Origin of the sequence: Nocardia sp. NBC_00881, from assembly GCF_045207455.1 — a bacterium.
GTDB lineage: Bacteria > Actinomycetota > Actinomycetes > Mycobacteriales > Mycobacteriaceae > Nocardia.
Window position 1 is genome coordinate 3,727,081 of sequence record NZ_CP108798.1, and the last position, 19,683, is coordinate 3,746,763.

General features: G+C 67.5%; 17 protein-coding genes. 10 read left to right on the forward strand and 7 right to left on the reverse strand.

Annotated features, from left to right (window positions below; all coding sequences use genetic code 11):
- Positions 1 to 198 precede the first annotated feature (198 nt).
- The gene (locus tag OH799_RS15585) at positions 199 to 849 is read left to right on the forward strand and encodes an amino acid-binding protein (RefSeq protein ID WP_406280858.1); all 651 of its coding nucleotides are present in this window, start codon (positions 199 to 201) and stop codon (positions 847 to 849) included.
- A gap of 88 nt (positions 850 to 937) precedes the next feature.
- Here OH799_RS15585 and OH799_RS15590 read toward each other — a convergent pair whose 3' ends face one another.
- The 3 genes from OH799_RS15590 to OH799_RS15600 all read right to left on the reverse strand — a co-directional run bounded on the left by OH799_RS15590 (position 938) and on the right by OH799_RS15600 (position 3,159).
- Entirely contained in the window at positions 938 to 1,441 is a 504-nt protein-coding gene (locus OH799_RS15590; RefSeq protein WP_406280860.1) for a GNAT family N-acetyltransferase, read from the reverse strand.
- A gap of 128 nt (positions 1,442 to 1,569) precedes the next feature.
- Positions 1,570 to 1,893 carry a hypothetical protein gene (locus tag OH799_RS15595; protein ID WP_406280862.1) on the reverse strand — a complete coding sequence of 108 codons (324 nt, stop codon included), beginning with the start codon at positions 1,891 to 1,893 and terminating at the stop codon, positions 1,570 to 1,572.
- A 21-nt stretch (positions 1,894 to 1,914) separates the two neighbouring features.
- Complete coding sequence (locus OH799_RS15600; protein WP_406282149.1) at positions 1,915 to 3,159, reverse strand: ATP/GTP-binding protein; 1,245 nt, start codon at positions 3,157 to 3,159, stop codon at positions 1,915 to 1,917.
- Positions 3,160 to 3,382: 223 nt separating this feature from the next.
- Here OH799_RS15600 and OH799_RS15605 point away from each other — a divergent pair, with 223 nt between their 5' ends.
- On the forward strand, positions 3,383 to 3,931 hold the full coding sequence (locus tag OH799_RS15605) for a Uma2 family endonuclease (RefSeq protein ID WP_406280864.1): 549 nt from the start codon (positions 3,383 to 3,385) through the stop codon (positions 3,929 to 3,931).
- A gap of 101 nt (positions 3,932 to 4,032) precedes the next feature.
- Complete coding sequence (locus tag OH799_RS15610; RefSeq protein ID WP_406280866.1) at positions 4,033 to 4,386, forward strand: hypothetical protein; 354 nt, start codon at positions 4,033 to 4,035, stop codon at positions 4,384 to 4,386.
- Between the two features lie 71 nt (positions 4,387 to 4,457).
- On the opposite strand, the gene ligA is transcribed toward OH799_RS15610, so the two are convergent.
- The 4 genes from ligA to OH799_RS15630 all read right to left on the reverse strand — a co-directional run bounded on the left by ligA (position 4,458) and on the right by OH799_RS15630 (position 10,421).
- Positions 4,458 to 6,575, reverse strand: a complete 2,118-nt coding sequence (gene ligA, locus OH799_RS15615) for an NAD-dependent DNA ligase LigA (RefSeq protein ID WP_406280868.1) — start codon at positions 6,573 to 6,575, stop codon at positions 4,458 to 4,460.
- A gap of 307 nt (positions 6,576 to 6,882) precedes the next feature.
- The gene (locus tag OH799_RS15620) at positions 6,883 to 7,917 is read right to left on the reverse strand and encodes a methionine synthase (protein ID WP_406282151.1); all 1,035 of its coding nucleotides are present in this window, start codon (positions 7,915 to 7,917) and stop codon (positions 6,883 to 6,885) included.
- A 159-nt stretch (positions 7,918 to 8,076) separates the two neighbouring features.
- Complete coding sequence (gene mnmA, locus OH799_RS15625; RefSeq protein WP_406280870.1) at positions 8,077 to 9,192, reverse strand: tRNA 2-thiouridine(34) synthase MnmA; 1,116 nt, start codon at positions 9,190 to 9,192, stop codon at positions 8,077 to 8,079.
- Positions 9,192 to 10,421, reverse strand: coding sequence for a cysteine desulfurase family protein (locus OH799_RS15630; RefSeq protein ID WP_406280872.1), 1,230 nt, complete (start codon positions 10,419 to 10,421; stop codon positions 9,192 to 9,194). Before OH799_RS15630 ends, mnmA begins: the two co-directional genes overlap by 1 nt.
- A 188-nt stretch (positions 10,422 to 10,609) precedes the next feature.
- Between OH799_RS15630 and OH799_RS15635 the strand changes: the two genes are divergently transcribed.
- The 7 genes from OH799_RS15635 (at position 10,610) to OH799_RS15665 (ending at position 19,595) form a co-directional block, all read left to right on the forward strand.
- On the forward strand, positions 10,610 to 11,473 hold the full coding sequence (locus OH799_RS15635) for a helix-turn-helix domain-containing protein (RefSeq protein WP_406280874.1): 864 nt from the start codon (positions 10,610 to 10,612) through the stop codon (positions 11,471 to 11,473).
- Positions 11,474 to 11,653: 180 nt separating this feature from the next.
- Positions 11,654 to 12,445: an SDR family NAD(P)-dependent oxidoreductase gene (locus OH799_RS15640; RefSeq protein ID WP_406280876.1), complete on the forward strand. Its 792-nt coding sequence runs from the start codon at positions 11,654 to 11,656 to the stop codon at positions 12,443 to 12,445.
- Positions 12,446 to 12,769: 324 nt separating this feature from the next.
- Positions 12,770 to 13,990, forward strand: coding sequence for a sensor histidine kinase (locus OH799_RS15645; RefSeq protein ID WP_406280878.1), 1,221 nt, complete (start codon positions 12,770 to 12,772; stop codon positions 13,988 to 13,990).
- Positions 13,987 to 14,664: a response regulator gene (locus tag OH799_RS15650; protein ID WP_406280880.1), complete on the forward strand. Its 678-nt coding sequence runs from the start codon at positions 13,987 to 13,989 to the stop codon at positions 14,662 to 14,664. The genes OH799_RS15645 and OH799_RS15650 overlap by 4 nt, the downstream gene beginning before the upstream one ends.
- 415 nt (positions 14,665 to 15,079) lie before the next feature.
- A complete protein-coding gene (locus OH799_RS15655) occupies positions 15,080 to 16,060 on the forward strand; it encodes an alpha/beta hydrolase (protein ID WP_406280882.1) in 981 nt (326 codons plus the stop codon).
- Positions 16,057 to 17,886 (forward strand): ABC transporter ATP-binding protein, encoded by a 1,830-nt coding sequence (locus tag OH799_RS15660; protein ID WP_406280884.1) that lies wholly within the window; start codon positions 16,057 to 16,059, stop codon positions 17,884 to 17,886. The genes OH799_RS15655 and OH799_RS15660 overlap by 4 nt, the downstream gene beginning before the upstream one ends.
- Positions 17,883 to 19,595: an ABC transporter ATP-binding protein gene (locus OH799_RS15665; RefSeq protein ID WP_406280887.1), complete on the forward strand. Its 1,713-nt coding sequence runs from the start codon at positions 17,883 to 17,885 to the stop codon at positions 19,593 to 19,595. Before OH799_RS15660 ends, OH799_RS15665 begins: the two co-directional genes overlap by 4 nt.
- The last annotated feature ends 88 nt before the right edge of the window (positions 19,596 to 19,683 follow it).

Below are 19,683 nucleotides of genomic sequence, written 5' to 3' on the forward strand. Positions count from 1 at the left end.
CGAGCGAACTCCTCGCACCCGCCCGCTACCGCGACACGGGCGCCCGGAAACAATCCGACACGCCGTTTTCGCACGAATTTGCGGGGTGGCGTGTATCACTGGCCATGCTTCGACTCGATAACCCGCCCACAGGGGTGTAAATATTGCCTCACCCGGGTATCCGTTCAGAACCTCGGCCGCCGAAGGAAAGGAACGCGCGTGTCGTACCTGCTCCGCGTGCTACTTCCGGATCGACCGGGAAGTCTCGGTGCGCTCGCCCTCGCACTGGGCTCTGTCGGCGCCGACATCCTCTCGCTGGATGTGGTGGAACGCGAAGCCGGCTACGCCGTCGACGATCTCGTCGTCGAGGTGCCCTCGGGCGCACTCCCCGACACCCTCATCACCGCCGCGGAATCCATCGGCGACGTACACGTGGACTCCATCCGCCCCTACTCCGGCGTGCTGGACACCCACCGCGAACTCGAACTCATCGACCAGGTGGCCAGCGCCCACGACGACCGGATGCAGGTGCTGGTCGACGGCGTCCCGCGCGTGCTGCGGGTCGGCTGGAGCACGATCATCGGCATCGGGCCACAGGGTGGGTACCGAGTGGTCGGGAGCCCGAGTGCGCCGCATACACAGGCGGCTTCGACGCCGTGGATGCCGCTGGAGAAGCCCACCGTCCTCGACCCCGAAGCTGACTGGGTCCCGGAGATCTGGCGCGATATGGACACCAAACTCGCCGCCGCTCCGCTTGGCAACACCGGCAAGGTGCTCCTGCTCGGCCGCCCTGGCGGCCCCGACTTCCGGCCCTCCGAAGTGGCCCGGCTCGGCTATCTCGCGGGAATCGTCGCGACCGTCCTCGGCTAGCACTCGGCCCCTCGCGCGAACGGCCTCGTCGCCACTTCGAGCAACCGCGCTCGGGATGCTCGCCCAGCAGAACCCCGCCCAGCAGAACTCAGAGAGGTAGCCGGAGGACGTTCAGTAGTTCACCGACGCTGGTGCGCCAGTCCCGGGCGGGGACGGGACGGAAGCCGAAGCGGTCGTAGATCCGGCGGGCATCGACCATGGCGGACGCGGTAGTGAGGACGACGGCGGCGAAGCCCTCCGCGCGGGCCAGGTCGATCACGGTGCGCACCAACGCTGTTCCTGCGCCGAGGCCGCGCGCCGACTTCGCGACGGCGAGCATGCGGAACTCCAACTCACCTTGCTGCGCGATCTCCGCGTAGGGGGTACCGGGACGTGCGACGGTGAGCGAGCCGACGATTCGTTCGGCGTGGGCGGCGACGAGGATCTCCGCGGACGCCGCGCGGCGGGCGGTGTCGGCCAACTCGCCCGCGTACCAACTGCCCGCCTGCACATAGCCCGCACCGACATAGACCTCCACGGTCAACTCACCGACCGCGTCGTACTCGTCCGGCCGCGCTGTCCGCACGACTACACCGGTGTCCTTCACATCCATACCCCGCATGATGCCACCGGCCATCACACGGTCTACATCACATCACCGTCCGGACGATCTACCCACCGGAACGCTTACTCACGGCGGCACGGCCATTCGACCGAGACGATTGCGCCCGAGCGGACTCGTCAGCCCGGTTGGGAGATCTGCCAGCGGTCGGGTTTGCCCGGCGGATAGACCACGGTAAAGAAATCGCCGATCTCCGGCCAAGAGTTCGTATCGCAGGCGAAGCGGCCGTAAACGACAGTGCCGGGAACCGAAGGACCGGTGAGGTTGCCGGTGATCGTCACGTACTGCTCACCTAGTGCGTCGGGGCGTGGGCTCACGCCGGTGACGTGCAGCGTTCCGTTCTCCGGGTCCGCAAACCGGAAGCCATGGCGGCCACGGATGGCGAAGACGATCAGCGAAACCAGCACGGCGGTCAAGATCACCAGCGAGGCGAACTCCAGCATGTCCACCATGCTAGGGGCGCGCTACACCGCCGTGAGCTCGCTGGTCCCCTTGCCGGTGCGGCGGATCTGCCAGACCGCGGTGCGGGTGCGCTGCGACCGCCCGTTGCCCCGGTCGATCAGAGCGCGGTTATCGGTGGTGAAGATCAGTTGGGCGCCACGGGAATTGGTTTCCGGATTCTGGAAAAGCTGGATCAGCCGATCGGTCTCCTCCGCGGGCAGGCGCGCGCCGATGTCGTCCACGGCAAGCACGCGGCCGGCGTCCAGCGCGTCGAGCATGGTCGGCAGCACTCGCAGTAGCGACAGCGTCGCGGAGGATTCGTCGCGAATGTCGAACGGGTTGGCGATGCCGTCGTGCACCAGGCCGAGGCCGACACCGCGCCGGGCGACCATCCGCGCGTACAGGGCGTCGCGTGCGGCTTTCAGGTTGGTCAGCTCCCGCTCCAGCAGGACGGCAATCAGGCCGTTGTCCTGCAGGAGTTGGTCGGCGTAACCGGGCGAGGCGGCGCACAGGTCGATCTGTTTGCCGATTCCCGCGATGTCGGCGTCCAGATCGCGCAGGTAGTCGGCGTACATCGGATCGTTCTCGGCGATCAGCAGGTCGGTGATGCCCAGTTCGGCGGTGCGCAGCAGCATCAGCAGGCGGGCCGCGTTCTCCGGGGAGCGCGAGACGTGGCTGCCCAGCCGATGTGCGATGGCGTCCGGATCGGCGGGCCCGCGCTGTACTTCGAGCATCGACTGGAACCAGCGGTACGCGGGCACGAGCGCGTCGGAGTACATCTGCCCGGCGAGGCCGAGCAGCAAGGCGTTCGGACGAACCAGCGGCACCAGCGCGCCGATCCCGTACCGCGCGGCCTCGAACATCGGGCCGATCTTGATCTGCTCCCCGATACGCTCGAACACGATTCGCTTGCGCGAGCGCGGATGCGTGTGCAGCCATTCGGCCGCCACGTCGGCGTTGTCCAGCCGGAACCCGTAGGTGTACGGCACCCCCTCGGCGACGAACGCCGCCACGAATTCCGAAGGCCGATCGGGGAATCCGAGATGAGGCGCTCGCACCGGCCCGGCGTACGGATCCCACCCGGTAACCGAGTGCAGCACCGCATCGCGCATCTGCGAGAGCGCATCGATCAGGTTCGTCTTGCCCGCCGCGGCGCCGCCGTGGATCGCGGTCACCGGCACGGCCACCGGCCCGCTCCCCTTGGTCAGCCGCAACTCCTGCCCCTCGGCCAGCGATCTGTGATTGGTCACACGAAAACTGCGCAGCATGCCCGCCATACTTCCGTCTCCACCACAGCCCGGCGACACCAGCCCGTAGTACCGGGAACACTCCGTACGATCGGACGTCCACGCGGCGCGCACTTCAACCACTCACACCGACTCGCCAACGCGCGAACCGTTCCTCGACGCCAGCACCTGATCATGACCGCTACCTGGCAGAACAGGTAAGCGAACAATGGTTCGGTGCTCGGCGGCACGGTACCCTGAGCGCATGACCGAGGCTTCGATCGCCTACCGCTGGACGCGCAGCGAGTTCCTACGCGCGTGGGAGGCGGGCGCGTTCGACCATCGTGTCGAACTCGTCGAGGGGGAGGTATGGCCGGTGGTAATCGGGTCCTGGCACGGCCGAGCCGTATTCCGCATTGCGCGGAAGCTTCCGACCGAAGGTGTCGAAGTGACCAGCGAGACACTACCCACCGCCCAGTCTCTGCCCGATCCCGATTGCTGGGTCCTGCGCGCCGATGCCGACCAGGTCGAAACGATCGGCTCCAAGCTCGCAGTGTGGCACCCGTCCGACGTACTCCTGGTCATCGAAATCTCCGACGAGACAGTTATGCAAGACCTCGGCGTGAAGGCGAAATTGTATGGGCGGGCCGGATACTCGGCGTACTGGGTGGTCACCCGAACTGTGATCTACGAGCACACCGAACCGACACCTGCCGGGTACCGGACGCGCAAGGAATACCGGCCCGGCGACTACATCCCGGTGCACTACGCCGATACCACGCTCGCTGTGGATGATCTGCTGTTTCCCGAGTAGCCCGCCCCGACCACCAGGACAAGTGTGCTGGGAGCGGGTTAGCATGCCTGGACGCCGTTCGCGGCCGGATTTGCTGTAGCCGCTCGATGGGATAGGTAACGATGAAACTGCCGGTTCGTCGTCTTGTAGTCCGAAGCTCCATTGTCTCCGCGCTCGCGCTCGGGTTGTTGGCAGTGGCGCCCGAGGCGGTCGCCGACGCGCCGTGTCCGGAGGGCACCGCGCGGGTGTTTCTCGCCAACAGCACGAACACGTGCCAGGGCGGAGGGACGGTCGGCTACGACCCGTCGGCGCCGGTATCGAAGGTGTGCTCGACGCCGACCGCGGATGTGACCGCCGAGGCGACGTTCAAGAACTCCCGCGGCAAACTGGTGACCCAGAAACTCGACTTGAGCGACGGACGCTGCGGACGGTTCGATATCCCAGGACAGTTGAGCGCGACGGTCACGGTCAGCTGAGGCTTTGTCGACCGGCGCCGAACAGCACGCGCAGCGGGACCACGGCGCTGCTCACACTCGGCGGGGTGCGCTCACCCCTCGGCGTCGGCGTCTTCGGCGGCGGTAGCCGGTGACACCGCGTCGGGTCCGCCTGCCAACAGCAGCCGGAAGCCTTCCTCGTCGAGGATCGGCACCCCGAGTTCCTCCGCCTTTGCGGCCTTGGACCCCGGCGAATCACCGATCACCACGAACGCGGTCTTCTTCAACACCGAACTCGCGGCCTTGCCACCGCGCACCAAGATCGCTTCCTTGGCACCGTCGCGGGTGAATCCCTGCAGCGAGCCGGTCACCACGATGGACAGGCCCTCCAGGTTGCGCTCGATGGACTCGTCACGCTCGTCCTCCATCCGCACACCGGCGGCCCGCCACTTCGCCACCACCGCGCGGTGCCAGTCGACGGTGAACCATTCCGCCACGGCGGCAGCAATGGTCGGGCCCACACCGTCGGCGGCGGCCAGCTCCTCGACCGACGCCTCTTGGATGCGGTCCAGACTGGCGAACTCCGCGGCGAGCGCACGCGCCGCGGTGGGGCCGACGTGCCGGATGGACAGCCCGACCAGCACCCGCCACAGCGGCCGATCCTTAGCGGCTTCCAGGTTGTCCAGCAGCCGTTTGCCATTGGCGGAGAGGCTGCCGTTCTTGTTGGCATACAGCGAGGTGGTCAGCAGCGCCGCCGCGTCGAGAGAGAACAGGTCGCCCTCGTCGGCGATCGCGCCGGACTTCAGCAGATCGATCGCGCCCTCGTAACCGAGCGCCTCGATGTCGAAGGCGCCGCGCCCGGCCACGTGGAACACGCGCTCGCGCAACTGCGCCGGACAGAACTGCTGGTTCGGGCAGCGGATGTCGGCATCGCCCTCCTTCTCCGGCCGCAGTTCGGTGCCGCACTCGGGGCAGTGCGTCGGCATGACGAACTCGCGCGCGTCGTCCGGGCGCGCGTCCACCACCGGGCCGAGCACCTCGGGAATCACGTCGCCCGCCTTGCGGATGGTGACCGTATCGCCGATCAGCACACCCTTGCGCTTCACTTCCGCGGCGTTGTGCAGGGTCGCCATCGCGACCGTGGATCCCGCGATGGACACCGGCTCCATCACCGCGAACGGGGTGACCCGGCCGGTACGGCCGACGTTCACCTCGATCTTCAGCAGCTTGGTTGTCGCCTCCTCGGGCGGGTACTTGTAGGCGATCGCCCAGCGCGGCGCGCGCGAGGTGGAGCCGAGGCGGCGCTGCAGCGCCGTCTCATCGACCTTGATCACCTGGCCGTCGATCTCGTGCTCGATGTCGTGCCGGTGCTCGCCCCAGTGGGCGACCCGCTCGATCACCGCGTCGATGCCCTGCACCCGCCTGGTGTGCTCGGACACCGGCAGACCCCATGCCGCGAGTGCGCGGTACGCCTCGTATTGCGAGGTGAGAGTGTAGCCCTCGATGCGGCCGAAGCCGTGACAGATCATTCGTAGCCTGCGTCGTGCGGTGACCGACGGGTCCTTCTGCCGCAGCGAACCGGCCGCGGTGTTGCGCGGATTGGCGTATGGCGGCTTGCCCTCGGCCACTATTGCTGCGTTGAGGGTCTCGAAGTCCTCCAGTCTGAAGTACACCTCGCCGCGGACCTCGAGCAGGTCCGGGATCGGGAACTCGTCGCTGGACGCCAGCTCGCCGGGAATGTCGTCGATGGTGCGGGCATTGAGCGTGACGTCCTCGCCGGTGCGCCCGTCGCCGCGGGTGGCGCCGCGGACCAGGCGCCCGTTCTGGTAGACGAGATTCAGCGCTACACCGTCGATCTTCACCTCACACAGATAGTGCAAGTCCGGCCCGGTCTCCGCCTCCACCCTGCTCGCCCAGGCGCGCAGCTCATCGACGTCGAAAACGTTGTCCAGCGAGAGCATCCGCTCGAGGTGGTCGACCGCGGTGAAATCGGTAGCGAATCCGCCGCCGACGAGCTGGGTCGGCGAATCCGGAGTGAGCAGGTCGGGATGCTGCTCCTCCATGGCCTGCAACCGCCGCAACAACGCGTCGAACTCGCCGTCGGAGATGATCGGCGCATCCCGCACGTAGTAGCGGAACTGGTGCTCGCGCACCTCGTCCGCGAGCTGCTGCCACTCCACCCGCTGCTCTGCCGTCGCCGGGGCCGCCGCGCTGTCGCCGTCGCTGTCCACGCATCGCACATTAGCGGAGGCCACCGACAGCACACCGCCGCGTTCGCGCACGTCGCCGCACTCGACAGCATGGATTCCGGCCGGTCCCTTTCCCCACGCAGCGACGGCGGGCCGTCCAGCGACCGAGCCCGGACGCCTCGCAACGTGGTGACGAATGGAAACGTCCGCCGGCGCGGCGTGTTGGTCGAGCGGCCCCGGCATCCCGGTCACTCGGTAGCCGGTCGCTCGGCCGTCCACACGTAAGAATGCCGCTTACGAAGCGGCGGCCTCGCGCACTGCTCCCAGGCGCGAATCCGGACGCCGGAGGTCAGGAGAGTGAAAGCTCTTCTGGTTCTTCGGCATACGCTCGCGCGACCTCATCGACCAGGCGCAGGGCCCTGCGACTCCACTCCAGCCCAGCACCGGCCAAACCGCAGACGGGACTGACCGCGACCCGTTCCGCCAGCGTCCTGCGGCCGAAGCCGAGCCGATCGACCAGCCGGACGCCCGGCTCGGCGACGTCGCGCCACGTGACCGAGGTGGCCGGTGCGACGGTCGGGACGACGCCGAGCACCAGCTGCTTTCCCGCTTCCAGGATTTCACCGATCTCGTCGAGCTCGCGGGTACCGATCGTGGCCAGGTCGAAGCCGACCGCGGCGGCGGCGCTGCGCCGCAGCAGAGCCAACGCGGGCAGCTCGGCGCAGCTGTGTACCAGCACCGGCGCCGGTTGGCCGGTGATCACCGAGTCCAGGACGGCGAGCGCCTCGGGCTCGGGCAGGGCGCGCACGGTGTTCAGTACGCTCACACCGCGCAGCGAGCCGTCCAGCACCGCGGGCAGCGACGGTTCGTCCAATTGCAGCACGACCTGCGCGCCGAGCCGTTTGCGCACCTCGGCGACATGCTGGGCCAGCCCCTCGACCAGGGATTCCGAAAGGTCGCGTACCGCACCGGAATCGGTGAGCACGCGATGCCCTCCGGGCAACTCCACCTGCGCGGCCAAGGTCAGCGGCCCCGCCACCTGCACCTTGATCACCTGGCCGCTGCCGGACAGACCGGCGCTCTCCCACGCTTCTTCGAGCGCGTCCAGGTCCGCGCGCAGCAGATCGTGGGCGCGCCGCGAGACCGCTCCCGGCCGGGGCGCTAGCCGGTAGCCCCTGGTCGTGGTGTCGAAACGCAGGTCGACCAGGAGTGCTGAGACACGGCCGATCAGGTCCGCGCCCGCACCACGATTCGGTAGCTCCACCAGGTGTGGCAGGTCGCCGAGTTCGCCGACGATCGTCGCGGCGGCCTCGCGCGGATCGACACCGGGCCAGGAGCCGACCCCGGTCGCGATTCCGCCGCGGATGCGCGCGGGCTCGGTCACCACGTCCGTCTCGCCGTTGTGTGCCACGTCATCCGTACCGGTCTCGAACACCGTCACTCCCGTCCGTTCGATCCTCCGTTGCCGGATCCCACCAGCATCGAGCACGCGGGCACACCGGCGATTCCGTTCCTCATCCCGCGGCGGAAGCCCGGCCCCGCCTCACCGCGCCGCTTCTGACCCCGCATCGCTCGTGACGGCCGCGCGCGCGGTGCCCGTGATGGTTCCGCTGCCGATCACCTCGTCACCCTGCGGATCCGGACGGTAGAGCACCACGGCCTGGCCGCGCGCGACGCCGGTCAGCGGCTCGCGCAGCCGCACCACCAGCCCGTCGCCCACCGCTTCGGCGACCGCGGGTGCGGTGCCGCCGTGTGCGCGAACCTGCGCGACACATTCGATCGGCCCGTCCGGCGCGGTATCCGAAGTCCAGATCGCGCGATCCGCCTCGACCACCAATACCCGCAGGTCCTCGGCCGAACCGACGCGGACCGTACCGGAGTCGGGATCGATGGCGGTCACATATCGGGGCTTGCCGTCGGCGGCGGGACCCGGCAACCCCAGGCCCTTGCGCTGGCCGATGGTGAACCCGTGCACTCCGTCGTGCCTCGCCAACTCCTGACCGGCGGCGTCGACGACCGCACCGGGCCGGATACCGATCTTCGCGCCGAGGAAGGCGCGGGTGTCGCCGGAGGGAATGAAGCAGATATCGTGGCTGTCCGGCTTGTTCGCGACGGCGAGCCCGCGCTCGGCGGCCTCTTCGCGAATGCGCGGCTTGGGGGTGTCTCCCACCGGGAACATCGCACGGGAAAGCTGCTGCGCGGTCAGCACCGCGAGCACGTAGGACTGGTCCTTGTCCGCGTCGACGGCGCGGCGCAGCACGCCGTCCTCGAGCCGCGCGTAGTGACCGGTGACCACCGCGTCGAAGCCGAGCGCGACCGCGCGATCCGCCAGCGCGGAGAACTTGATCTTCTCGTTGCAGCGCAGGCACGGGTTGGGCGTCTCGCCTGCCGCGTAGGCGGCGACGAAATCGTCGATGACGTCTTCCTTGAAGCGGTCGGCGAAATCCCAGACATAGAAAGGGATTCCGAGCACGTCAGCGGCACGCCTGGCGTCACCGGCGTCCTCCTTCGAACAGCAGCCGCGCGACCCGGTGCGCAGCGTACCCGGTGTGGCGGACAGCGCCAGATGTACGCCGACCACCTCGTGACCGGCGTCGACGGCACGTGCCGCCGCCACGGCCGAATCCACACCACCGCTCATCGCGGCGAGTACCCGCATCAAACACCTCCCTTCGCACCGGCCAGGCCCGCGGCCCTGGCCCGCTCCACCACCTGCGGCAGCACTTCCAATAACGCGTCCACGTCGGCACGGGTCGAGGTGTGCCCCAACGAGAATCGCAGTGATCCGCGCGCCTGCCACGGTTCGATACCCATGGCGATGAGCACGTGGCTCGGCGTGGCGACCCCTGCGGTGCACGCCGAACCGGTCGAGCACTCGATGCCCGCCGCGTCCAGCAGCATCAGCAGCGAATCGCCTTCGCAGCCCGGGAACGTGAAATGCGCGTTGCCGGGCAGGCGCCGGTCGCCGATCGGTCCGTTGAGCACCGGGTCCGGCACTGTCGTGTGGATGCCCTCGATCATGGCGTCTCGCAACACGGTCAATTCGGCTGTGCGCGCGGGCAATTCGATCCTGGTCTGGTGCAGCGCGGTGGCGAGTCCGACGGCGGCCGCCGTGTCCGCGGTACCGGACCGCAGATCGCGCTCGTGCCCGCCACCGTGTAGCAGCGGCACACACGGCACCTGTCTGCCGAGCAGCAGCACGCCGACACCGTGCGGACCACCGACCTTGTGTCCGGCGAAGCTCGCCGCGGAAAGACCACCGGCGCCGAAATCGATCGGCAGCTGCGCCGCGGCCTGCACCGCGTCGCTGTGCATCGGCACGCCGAATTCCTGTGCCACAGCTGCTAGTTCACCGATCGGCTGAATGGTGCCGACCTCGTTGTTCGCCCACATGACGGTGACAAGCGCGACGTCACCCGGGTCCTCGGCCAGCGCGGCGCGCAGCGCGCCCGGCGCGACCACGCCCTCTGCGTCCACCGGCAGCCACGTCACCTCGGCGCCCTCGTGCTGCTGCAGCCACTCCACCGCGTCGAGCACCGCGTGGTGCTCGACCGAGCCGACGATGATCCGGTTCCTGCGCGGCTCGGCGTCGCGGCGCGCCCAGAAGATGCCCTTGACCGCCAGATTGTCGCTCTCGGTGCCGCCGGAGGTGAACACGACCTCCGAGGGACGGGCGCCCAAGTCGGCAGCGATCGACTCGCGCGCCTCCTCCAGCAACCGTCGAGCGGCGCGCCCGGATCCGTGCAGCGAGGACGCGTTGCCCGCCATGCTCATGGCAGCCGTCATCGCCTCGATGGCGGCAGGCAGCATCGGTGTGGTCGCCGCATGATCGAGGTAGACCGTCTGGGGCGCCGCACCGTTGACCGGACCCGAAAAAGCCGACTTCATGACCAACAAAGCCTATCCCAGCGTTGACCTGCACATCTTGTGGGTCCCCGCTGCTGTCTACGATTTACCTACGATCCGCAACCCGCTGACGGCCTTCGGGTATTCCCGGAGCCCGCGCCGCTGAACGCTGGATCCGCCGCGATTGAGTACGCGCGCATGGGACGATCTTCGGCTCATACCATGGGGCGATGCGACCCACCGTGCACGAGTGTGACGTCGCGGCTGTGTGGGATATCGCGCGACCGTCGCGGCCAAGCCGGGTGGCCGGTGTCAGCATGGCTGGGTTCAGTGATCGGAGCGCGGGCCCGGTCGATGGGCTGGTGGTCCCGCACCCGGCCTTCACAGTGGTTCTACAGTTCGGTGACGGCTCACTCGTCGTAGACGACGCGACCGGGTGGCAGCAACGGGGAAGTCTCGTCGCCGGGCTCGGGCTCGGCGCGATTCGTATGCGAAGCGAGAACATCAAGTGCCTGGAGGTGCGCGTGTCTCCGGTGGTCGCGCACGCCGTGCTGGGTGTCTCCCCAGCGGAGCTGGACTGCGCCGTGGTCGCCGTCGAGGACCTGTGGGGCCCGGATGCCGCACGGATCCGCCAGCAGCTTGGTGATGCTCCCTCGTGGGGAGACCGTTTCGCGTTGACAGACGCATTGTTCGCCCGCCGGCACGAGACGGGACCACCTGTGGACCCAGAGGTGGCCTGGGTGTGGGACCGGATCATCGTCAGCGGCGGCAGCGTCCGGGTCGAGGATCTGGCAGTCGAGGTCGGTTGGAGCCGCAAGCGTCTGTGGTCGCGGTTCCGGTCGCAGATCGGTGTGCCACCCAAACGCGCTGCGAGGCTGGTCCGCTTCGACCATGCCGCGCGCCGCTTGGCCACGGGCGAAAGTGCGGCCCGGGTCGCGGCTGAGGGTGGTTACGTCGACCAGTCTCACTTCCACCGAGACGTCCTGGCGTTTACCGGAACGACTCCGGCGAGACTGGCCAGTGATCCGGGGCTGGCCGAATACGACATCGCGTGGGCGAGTCACGGAACATTCGTACAAGACCGGCGGCCGTGATGCACGTGAGGATGGGGTCATGCGCAGCCACTGCCACATCGAGGTGCGCGGCGTTGTCGGGTGGTTTTTCACCCCAGGCGCCACCGTAGGCATCTACCCCCACGACCCTCGCGTTCCTCCTTCGGCTGTGGTAGCCGCATGAGATCTGCATGCAGAACACGCGAGATAGGAGTATGTGACATGGATCTGCGCGGCGCGAAGGTGTTGTTGACAGGAGCGACCGGTGGGATCGGGCAGGCGCTGGCGCTGGCGCTGGCCGCCCGCGGCGGCGACATGGTCCTTACCGGGCGACGTACGGATATGCTCGAGCCGCTGGCCGAGAAACTAGGCGGCCGGGCCGTACCTGCTGACCTGACCGACCGGGCAGGGATCGAGGAACTTCTGAACACGATCGGCGACATCGACGTGCTCGTCGCGAACGCCGCACTGCCGGCGACGGGCCTGCTGGCCGACTATTCCATCGACGAAATCGACCGCGCGCTCGACGTCAATCTCCGCGCGCCTATCGTGATGGCGAAGCTGGCGGGGCAACGCATGGCAGCCCGGCGCCGCGGGCACCTGGCCTTCATATCCTCGCTGTCCGGAAAGACCGCTTCCGGGCAGGCATCCCTCTACAACGCCACCAAGTTCGGCATGCGCGGATTCGCCCTCGCGCTCCGCGAGGACATGCGGCCCCACCAGGTCGGTGTCTCGACAGTGTTCCCCGGCTACATCAGGGACGCAGGCATGTTCGCGGACTCCGGCGCGACGCTGCCCCGCGGGATCGGTACCCGCTCGCCGCAGGATGTGGCGCGCGCAACCGTACGAGCCATCGAAAACAACCTCGCCGAGGTGGACGTGGCCCCGCTCAGCCTGCGCCTGGTCGCCTTGGTCGGCGGCGCCGCCCCCAGCCTGGCCGCCTCCGTCCAACGCCGCATCGGCGGCGACAAGATCACCGAACAGCTCGCAGAAGGCCAGCGCTACAAGCGCTGACACCATCGCTCGGACTCCTGCTCGAGTCCACCCTGCTACACCGGTAGGCGGCGGACTCGACGATCGTCAAGGAGTACGGGGCCCTCGGCGCACCAGCTACGCCGTGCAGGGTTGCTCCGTCGTCGATACGTGGCTGACCAGTTCCGATGAAGACTTTTGATGACGTCGATCGGCGCGCCGACCAAGCGAGTGGGCTTCCGGCGGCGCGTGTCGCCGGCTACGTGAATACGCGTACGAAATTTGCGCTGGGCTGCGTCGGTCGTCGTAGCCGATCGCGCCTCCGAGCGGACGCGTACGCCTCCGCGGATGCCGTACTGTCACGGCATGGATCTGACGGCGGTGTCGCGGCAGCTGTCTGCCTGGTTCTCGCGTCAGCCCGCCTGGGTCTCGGATGTTTTGCTGGCGCTGTTCGTCACCGCGATCCAGATTCAGAGTGCCGCGATCCCGGTGCCGCTCGAGCCGGTCCCGAGGCCGGTGTCGGCGTTCGGATATGTCCTCTTGATCGTGAGTGGTGTGGCCATCGTCGCCCGCCGCCGGCGGCCGGTCCTGGTGTTCACGATCACCGCGTCGGCCAGTCTGATCTATTTCGGTCTCGACTTCCCCGACCGGCTTTCCTACCTCGGACTCTTCGTCGCCCTGTACACACTGGCGGCCTACGGCGACGGGCGCCGATCGCTGATGATCGCCGGTGTCGGCACCGCGGTCCTTGCCGTCGGCTGGCTGATCGCCGCGGCGGATATCGAGCCGCTCGTGGCAATCGGCTGGGTGTTCTTCCGAATCGGCGCGTCGGTGATCAGCACGACACTCGGCGAGTCCGTCCGATCCCGCCGGGTCATCGCCATCGATGCGCAAGAGCGCGCAGAACTGGCGGAACGGTCCCGTGACGGGGAGGCCAGGGCTCGGGTCGACGCCGAACGGCTGCGGATCGCCCGCGAAGTCCACGACACCGTCGCCCACGCGATCGCCATCATCAACGTGCAGTCCGGTGTCACCGCACATGTGCTCGACAAGCGACCGGAACAGGCCCGCGAAGCATTGCACACCATCGAGCAAACCAGTTCGCGAGCACTGCGCGAGATGCGTGCCATCCTCGGTGTCCTGCGCGACGGCGATGAGCGCGAACCCTACCCAGGTGGCGGCCAGATCGATGAACTCATCGCCAAGGCTCGCGATGCCGGCCTCGACATCTGTTTCGAGCAGACCTCGCCGGTGACACCGGTACCGAGCGCGATAGGCAGCGCCGCGTACCGCATCGTGCAGGAATCGATCACCAACGTGATCCGCCACGTCGGCACGACCCGGGTGACGGTGGCGCTCGAACCCAGTATCGATGCCCTGCTGATACGGGTGGTCGACGAGGGCCGCCGCGACCCCACGCACGCTCCGGCTCGCACCGGCAGCTCTCCCCCATCCGGCCACGGGATCGTCGGAATGCGCGAACGTTGTCAACTGCTCGGCGGTGACCTCGACGCGAAGGCGCGTCCCGAGGGTGGGTTCGAGGTCATTGCCCGTCTGCCCCTCCTTCCGGTGGGATCGCGTTGGTGAACTCCCCACTGCCGATCAAGGTGCTGCTCGCCGACGATGAACGTCTGGTCCGATCCGGCTTCAAAGTTCTGCTCGACCTGGAAGACGACATTACGGTGGTCGGTGAAGCCACCAATGGCGCAGAAGCTGTCGAACTTGCCCGCGCCACCCACCCCGATGTTGTCCTCATGGACATCCGCATGCCACGGCTGGATGGGATACGCGCCACCGGCCAGATCGCAGAGGCACACGGATTGGAGCAGGTCAAGGTCCTTATCCTCACCACCTACGACACCGACGAGAACGTCTTCGAGGCATTACAGGCGGGCGCGAGCGGATTCCTGCTCAAGGACGCGGGCCCGGCAGAACTCTTGCACGCGATCCGAGTGATCGCCGCCGGTGACGCGCTGCTCGCACCCCGGATCACGCGCCGTCTCATCAGTCAATTCACCGCGCAGCGCAGGGCTGCCAAGTCCGCCGAGGATCGGCTCGCAGTGCTGACCGACCGTGAACGCGAGGTACTTGCACTGGTAGGGCAGGGAATGAGCAACGGCGAGATCGGTGCCGCGTTGTTCCTCAGTCCGGCCACCGCGCGCACGCATGTCAGCCGCGCGATGGTGAAACTGGGTGCACGCGACCGTGCGCAGCTGGTCGTGATCGCCTACCAGACCGGGCTGTGCGATATCACCCCATAGCGATGAGCGGTTGGTCCGTTCCCAGCAGAATCGACAGCTGTGAGCACGATGTACTGCGCTCGATGAATAGGAAGCGTTCATCCAGACAGCCGACGGTCGCTCGGACGCGTGCTCGGCTACGACGACCGACGCAGCCGAGCAGGATTGTCGTACGCGTATTCACGTAGACGGTGTCATCCGTCGGCGGAAGCGAAGCACGCCTGGCCGCCGGAACAATCGACGGCGTGATCATGGATTCCGACTTGGAAGCATTTCCGTACACCCGACATGACCGTGCCGGATCCACACCACCGGAGACCGTGCCGGACCGCATGTTTCCGGAAGCGCACCGACGGTTGTCCCTGCGAGGGCACCGGTAAGCCGCCGGAACACAGCGGTCGACAAAGAGCACTACGACGAGCCCGGAGGGCACATCATGCGAGGAAAAGTTCCATTTCGAATGCGGATCCTGGCCGCACTCACGCCCGAGGTGGACTGGGATTCGATCACCCCGGATCAGGTCATCGAAATCCGCGAAGCACAGGAGCGCAAGCGCCGGTCCGTGCTGGGCGGGCTCATCACCGGCAGGCCCGATCGTGGCGCACGAATCGCTACATACGCACTCGATCTCCCTGGGCGTCGGCTGAATGTCCGCGTGTACCGGCCTGAGCGGGGAGGTTCGGCGCTGCCGCTGATCGTCGCGTTCCACGGCGGCGGATTCATCACCGGCGTCCCTGACCAGGACGACTGGCTCCTCAGTCACCTGGCGGCCAACTGTCCGGCAGTTGTCGCCTCGGTCGACTATCGGCTGGCGCCCGAGCACCCCGTGCCCGCACCCGTCGAGGACGCCTACGATGCCGTACCCTGCCTCGCCGAGCAAACCGATGAGTGGGGGGCTGATGCCACGCGGATCGCCCTGCTCGGTGCCAGCGCGGGAGCCTCGCTCGCGGCTCTCACCGCGATCAAGGCAGCTCGACTCGGACTACCAGTGCGCACCCAGGTACTGATCAATCCGCAGCTCGACTGGACCGACCGCACGTTCCGATACCCCTCGTTCACCGAGAACGCGGACAGTCCGACCGCGTCGCCGGCCAATTGCCGCGCGGTGCAGCGCATCGCGCTGCCCGAATCCTTCGACGCCCGTGCGATTTCACCGTTGCAGAGCGAAAACATCGCGGGGCTCGCTCCGACCCTCATCCAAGCCGCGGGTCTCGACCCGCTGGAAGATCAGGCTCCGGCCTATGCCGACCGCCTGCGACAGGCGGGAGTCGAAGTGACGCTGACGCGATACCCGGAAGCGACGCACGCTTTCCTGAGCATGCCGGGATTGGTCCCCGCGGCCCGGCCCGCACGCGCCGAGATACTCGCCCACCTGCGCAGCCATCTGCTGGAGCGCTCGGGGGCACCGGCGCGATGACCACTACTGATGTTGCCGAGGCGAGGGAGCAGGCCCCACCATCATCGGATGCCGACTCCGCGGCGGGACCGAGCATGGCAGGGCTGCTGCGCCCGCACCTAGGGGGTTTCGCCGCCGTGGTGCTCCTGCAGGTCGTCGGCGCTGTCGCGGGGTTGGCGCCGCTGCTGGCAGTTGTCGCGTTGGGTCGAGCTCTGTTGTCGCCCAACCCGATCGATCACGGTCATGTCTGGATCGTCGTGATCGCGGGTGCGGTCGGCTTGTTCGTCCGACTCCTGTTCACGGCCGCGTCCTCCGGAATCGGGCATCTTCTCGACGGCCAGGTGCAACTGTCGTTTCGTCGGCAACTCACCGCACGGCTGGGGCGGGTGCCGATCGGGTGGTTCTCCCGGCGCCGAACCGGTGAGCTGGCGAAGGTAGTGGGAGAGGATGTGAGTGCCGTGCACCCGTTCATCGCCCACGCCCCCGGCGAACTCGTCTCCGCATTCGTGGTGCCGCTGGTGTCGCTGAGCTACTTGTTCACCGTCGACTGGCGGCTCACGTTGATCACGCTGATACCAGTGGTGCTGGCTGTGGCGCTGGTCCCGCTCATGATGACCCCGACCCGGTTGCGTGAGCAGGAGGAGTTCGACGGTGCCATGGGCCGGATCGCGAGTTCAGTCGTCGAGTTCGTGCAGGGTATCTCGGTGGTCAAGGCGTTCGGCGGATCCGGGCGCGCGCACCGCGAATTCCTTACAGCCGTAGACGAGTTCGTCAGCAGCTTTTACCGGATGGTGCGCGGTCTCGCCGGGATCGCCGCGGGGATGCAACTGGCGCTGTCGCCGCCGTTCGTGCTGCTGGTCGTGCTGATCGGCGGTTCGGCTCTGATCACGACCGGTTCCATGGCACCAGCCGACCTGCTGCCGTTCCTGCTGCTCGGACTGGGTCTGACCGCTCCAGTAGCGGCCCTCGGCCACGGATTCGACGATCTGCAGGCCGCCCGGCGCGCAGTCGGCCGGGTCGGGGACGTGCTAGCCGTGCCGTCGCTCCCAGAGCCTGCGCACCCGGTCGCACCACGGGGGCACCGAGTGGAACTGCATGACGTCCGATTCGGTTACGACGCTGATCACGAGGTGCTACGCGGGATCGACCTGGTGCTCGAGCAGGGAACGACCACCGCGATCGTCGGGCCGTCGGGAAGCGGGAAGTCCACACTGGTTCAGCTGTTGCCGCGGTTCTTCGACCCTACCCACGGTTCGATCGTCCTGGGCGGAGTCGATCTGCGCGAGCTCGGCACCAGTGAGCTCTACCGGATGGTCTCCTTCGTCTTCCAGGATGTTCGCCTGCTACGCGCGTCCGTCGCGGACAATATCGCGCTGGCGGTACCGCATGCCGACCTCGACGACGTGGTTCGCGCCGCCCGGCTGGCCGATATTCATGATCGAATTCTCGAGCTGCCGCGCGGATACGAGACGATCCTCGGTGCCGACGCCGGACTATCAGGCGGTGAGGCACAACGGATCTCGCTCGCCCGCGCACTGCTCGCCGCCACGCCCGTTCTGGTGCTCGACGAGGCGACCTCCTTCGCTGACCCGCAGACCGAACAGGCAGTGCGCCGGGCTCTGGGGACGCTGGGGGGCGATCGGACGATTCTGGTCATCGCCCATCGCTGGGAAACGGTCGCCGACGCCGACACCGTCGTGATGCTGGAGAACGGGGCAATCGTCGAGCGCGGTAGGCCCGCCGAGCTGCTGGCACAGAACGGAAAGTTCGCCGCGTTCTGGCAATCGCACCGAACGGCGATCGCCGACGAAATCGATGACGTACTTCGAGGAGACGAGTCCCGATGATTCGAATGCTGCTGCGCGTGCTGGGACACGAGTACGCCCAGCCGGTGCGTCGCACCGTGGCCCTGATGACGACGACCGCGATAGTCGAAGGATTGTCCTACACATTGCTGGTTCCAGTGCTGCGGGCATTGTTCGGGAGCACACCCGTAGATGCGCGGGCTTGGCTGGTCGCATTCGGGACCGCCGTTGCGGTCTACGCGGTGCTGCGCTATATCAGCGATCTGTCCGGTTTCCGTGTCGGCACCACGCTGTTGCGGGGTATGTATCACCGACTCGGCGATCATCTTGCCCGATTACCCCTCGGCTGGCACAGCGCCGGTCGCGTTGGGGAGGTATCCGTCCTGGCCAGCCGCGGCGTACTGGAGGCAATGAGCGTGATCGCGCATCTGCTTGCACCGTTCATCTCCGCCGCCGTGACTCCACTGACGATCGTTGTCGTGATGCTTGCCTTCAATTGGCACATGGGGCTGGCCGCGTTGGCTGCCGCACCGATCGTCGCGGCTATCCAGATCTGGGCGGGACGCTCGATGGCCGCCAACGATGCGGAGAGTGCCGAACGAGGCCATGAGGCCACCGGGCGAGTCATCGAGTATCTCCAGGCCCAGCCGGTGCTGCGCGCAGGGCGTCGGACTGTTGAACGCTTCCGGTTGCTCGACGACTCGCTGCGTGAACTCCAGCGCGCGTCCCGCCGTTCGACGCTGTCGGCGCTGCCCGGCGTATTGGGCTTGACGCTTACGGTGCAGACGATGTTCACCGTGTTGTTGATCCTGGGCACCTATCTCGCGCTCGGCGGGAAGGTCGGTGCGGCAGAGATTTTGGCGATCCTGGTGCTGGCCGCCCGCTGCGCCGACCCGCTGCTGTCGCTGGCGGATATGAGCGGCAACCTGCGCGGCGCACGTTCCGAGCTGACGAGACTGGACACGGTGTTGAGCACCGAGCCGCTGCCGGAGGCCCGGGAACCGATACAGCCGGTACATCGCGACCTGGAGTTCGAGTCTGTAGCCTTCCGGCAGGACGGCCGCACGGTGATCGATAACCTGTCATTGACCGTGCCGGCGGGGCAGCGGCTTGCCGTTGTCGGACCGTCGGGTGCGGGTAAGAGCACACTGCTTCAGCTGCTCGCGCGGTTCTACGACGTGGACGAGGGCGTGGTGCGCGTTGGGGGTGTGGACGTGCGCGCGATCAGCACCGAGGTGTTGATGGCGCAGATCGCCATCGTCTTCCAGAAGGTCTATCTCTTCGACGGCACCATCGAGGAAAACATTCGTCTCGGCCGTCCCGACGCCAGCGAAGCCGAAGTACGGGCGGCAGCGACCGCGGCGCAGTTGGACGAAGTGATCGAGCGATTGCCCGGCGGATGGGCGACGAACGTCGGCGAGGGCGGCGCACTCCTGTCCGGTGGTGAGCGCCAGCGCGTCTCGATCGCGCGAGCACTCTTGAAAAATGCTCCCATCGTGCTGCTGGACGAGGTGACCTCCGCACTGGACCCGGTGAACGAGGCGGCCATCCACGAGGGTGTCGAGCACCTGATGACGGGCCGGACGGTAGTGATGGTGGCGCACCGGATGCGGACCATCCGACGCGCCGACCGCGTCGTCTTCCTGGACGGCGGCCGGATCGTCGAGGAAGGCAGCCATGACGAGCTGCTGCGCCACGGCGGCCGCTACGCCGATTTCTGGGAAGTTTCCATGACACCGGGAAACCGGTAGCCAGGAACAGCGACCAGCTTTGGTTACCTATTGAATGTACCGTTAGACAACGGTACGCTGGCGGACGTATTGGATTCCTCCGGCGCGT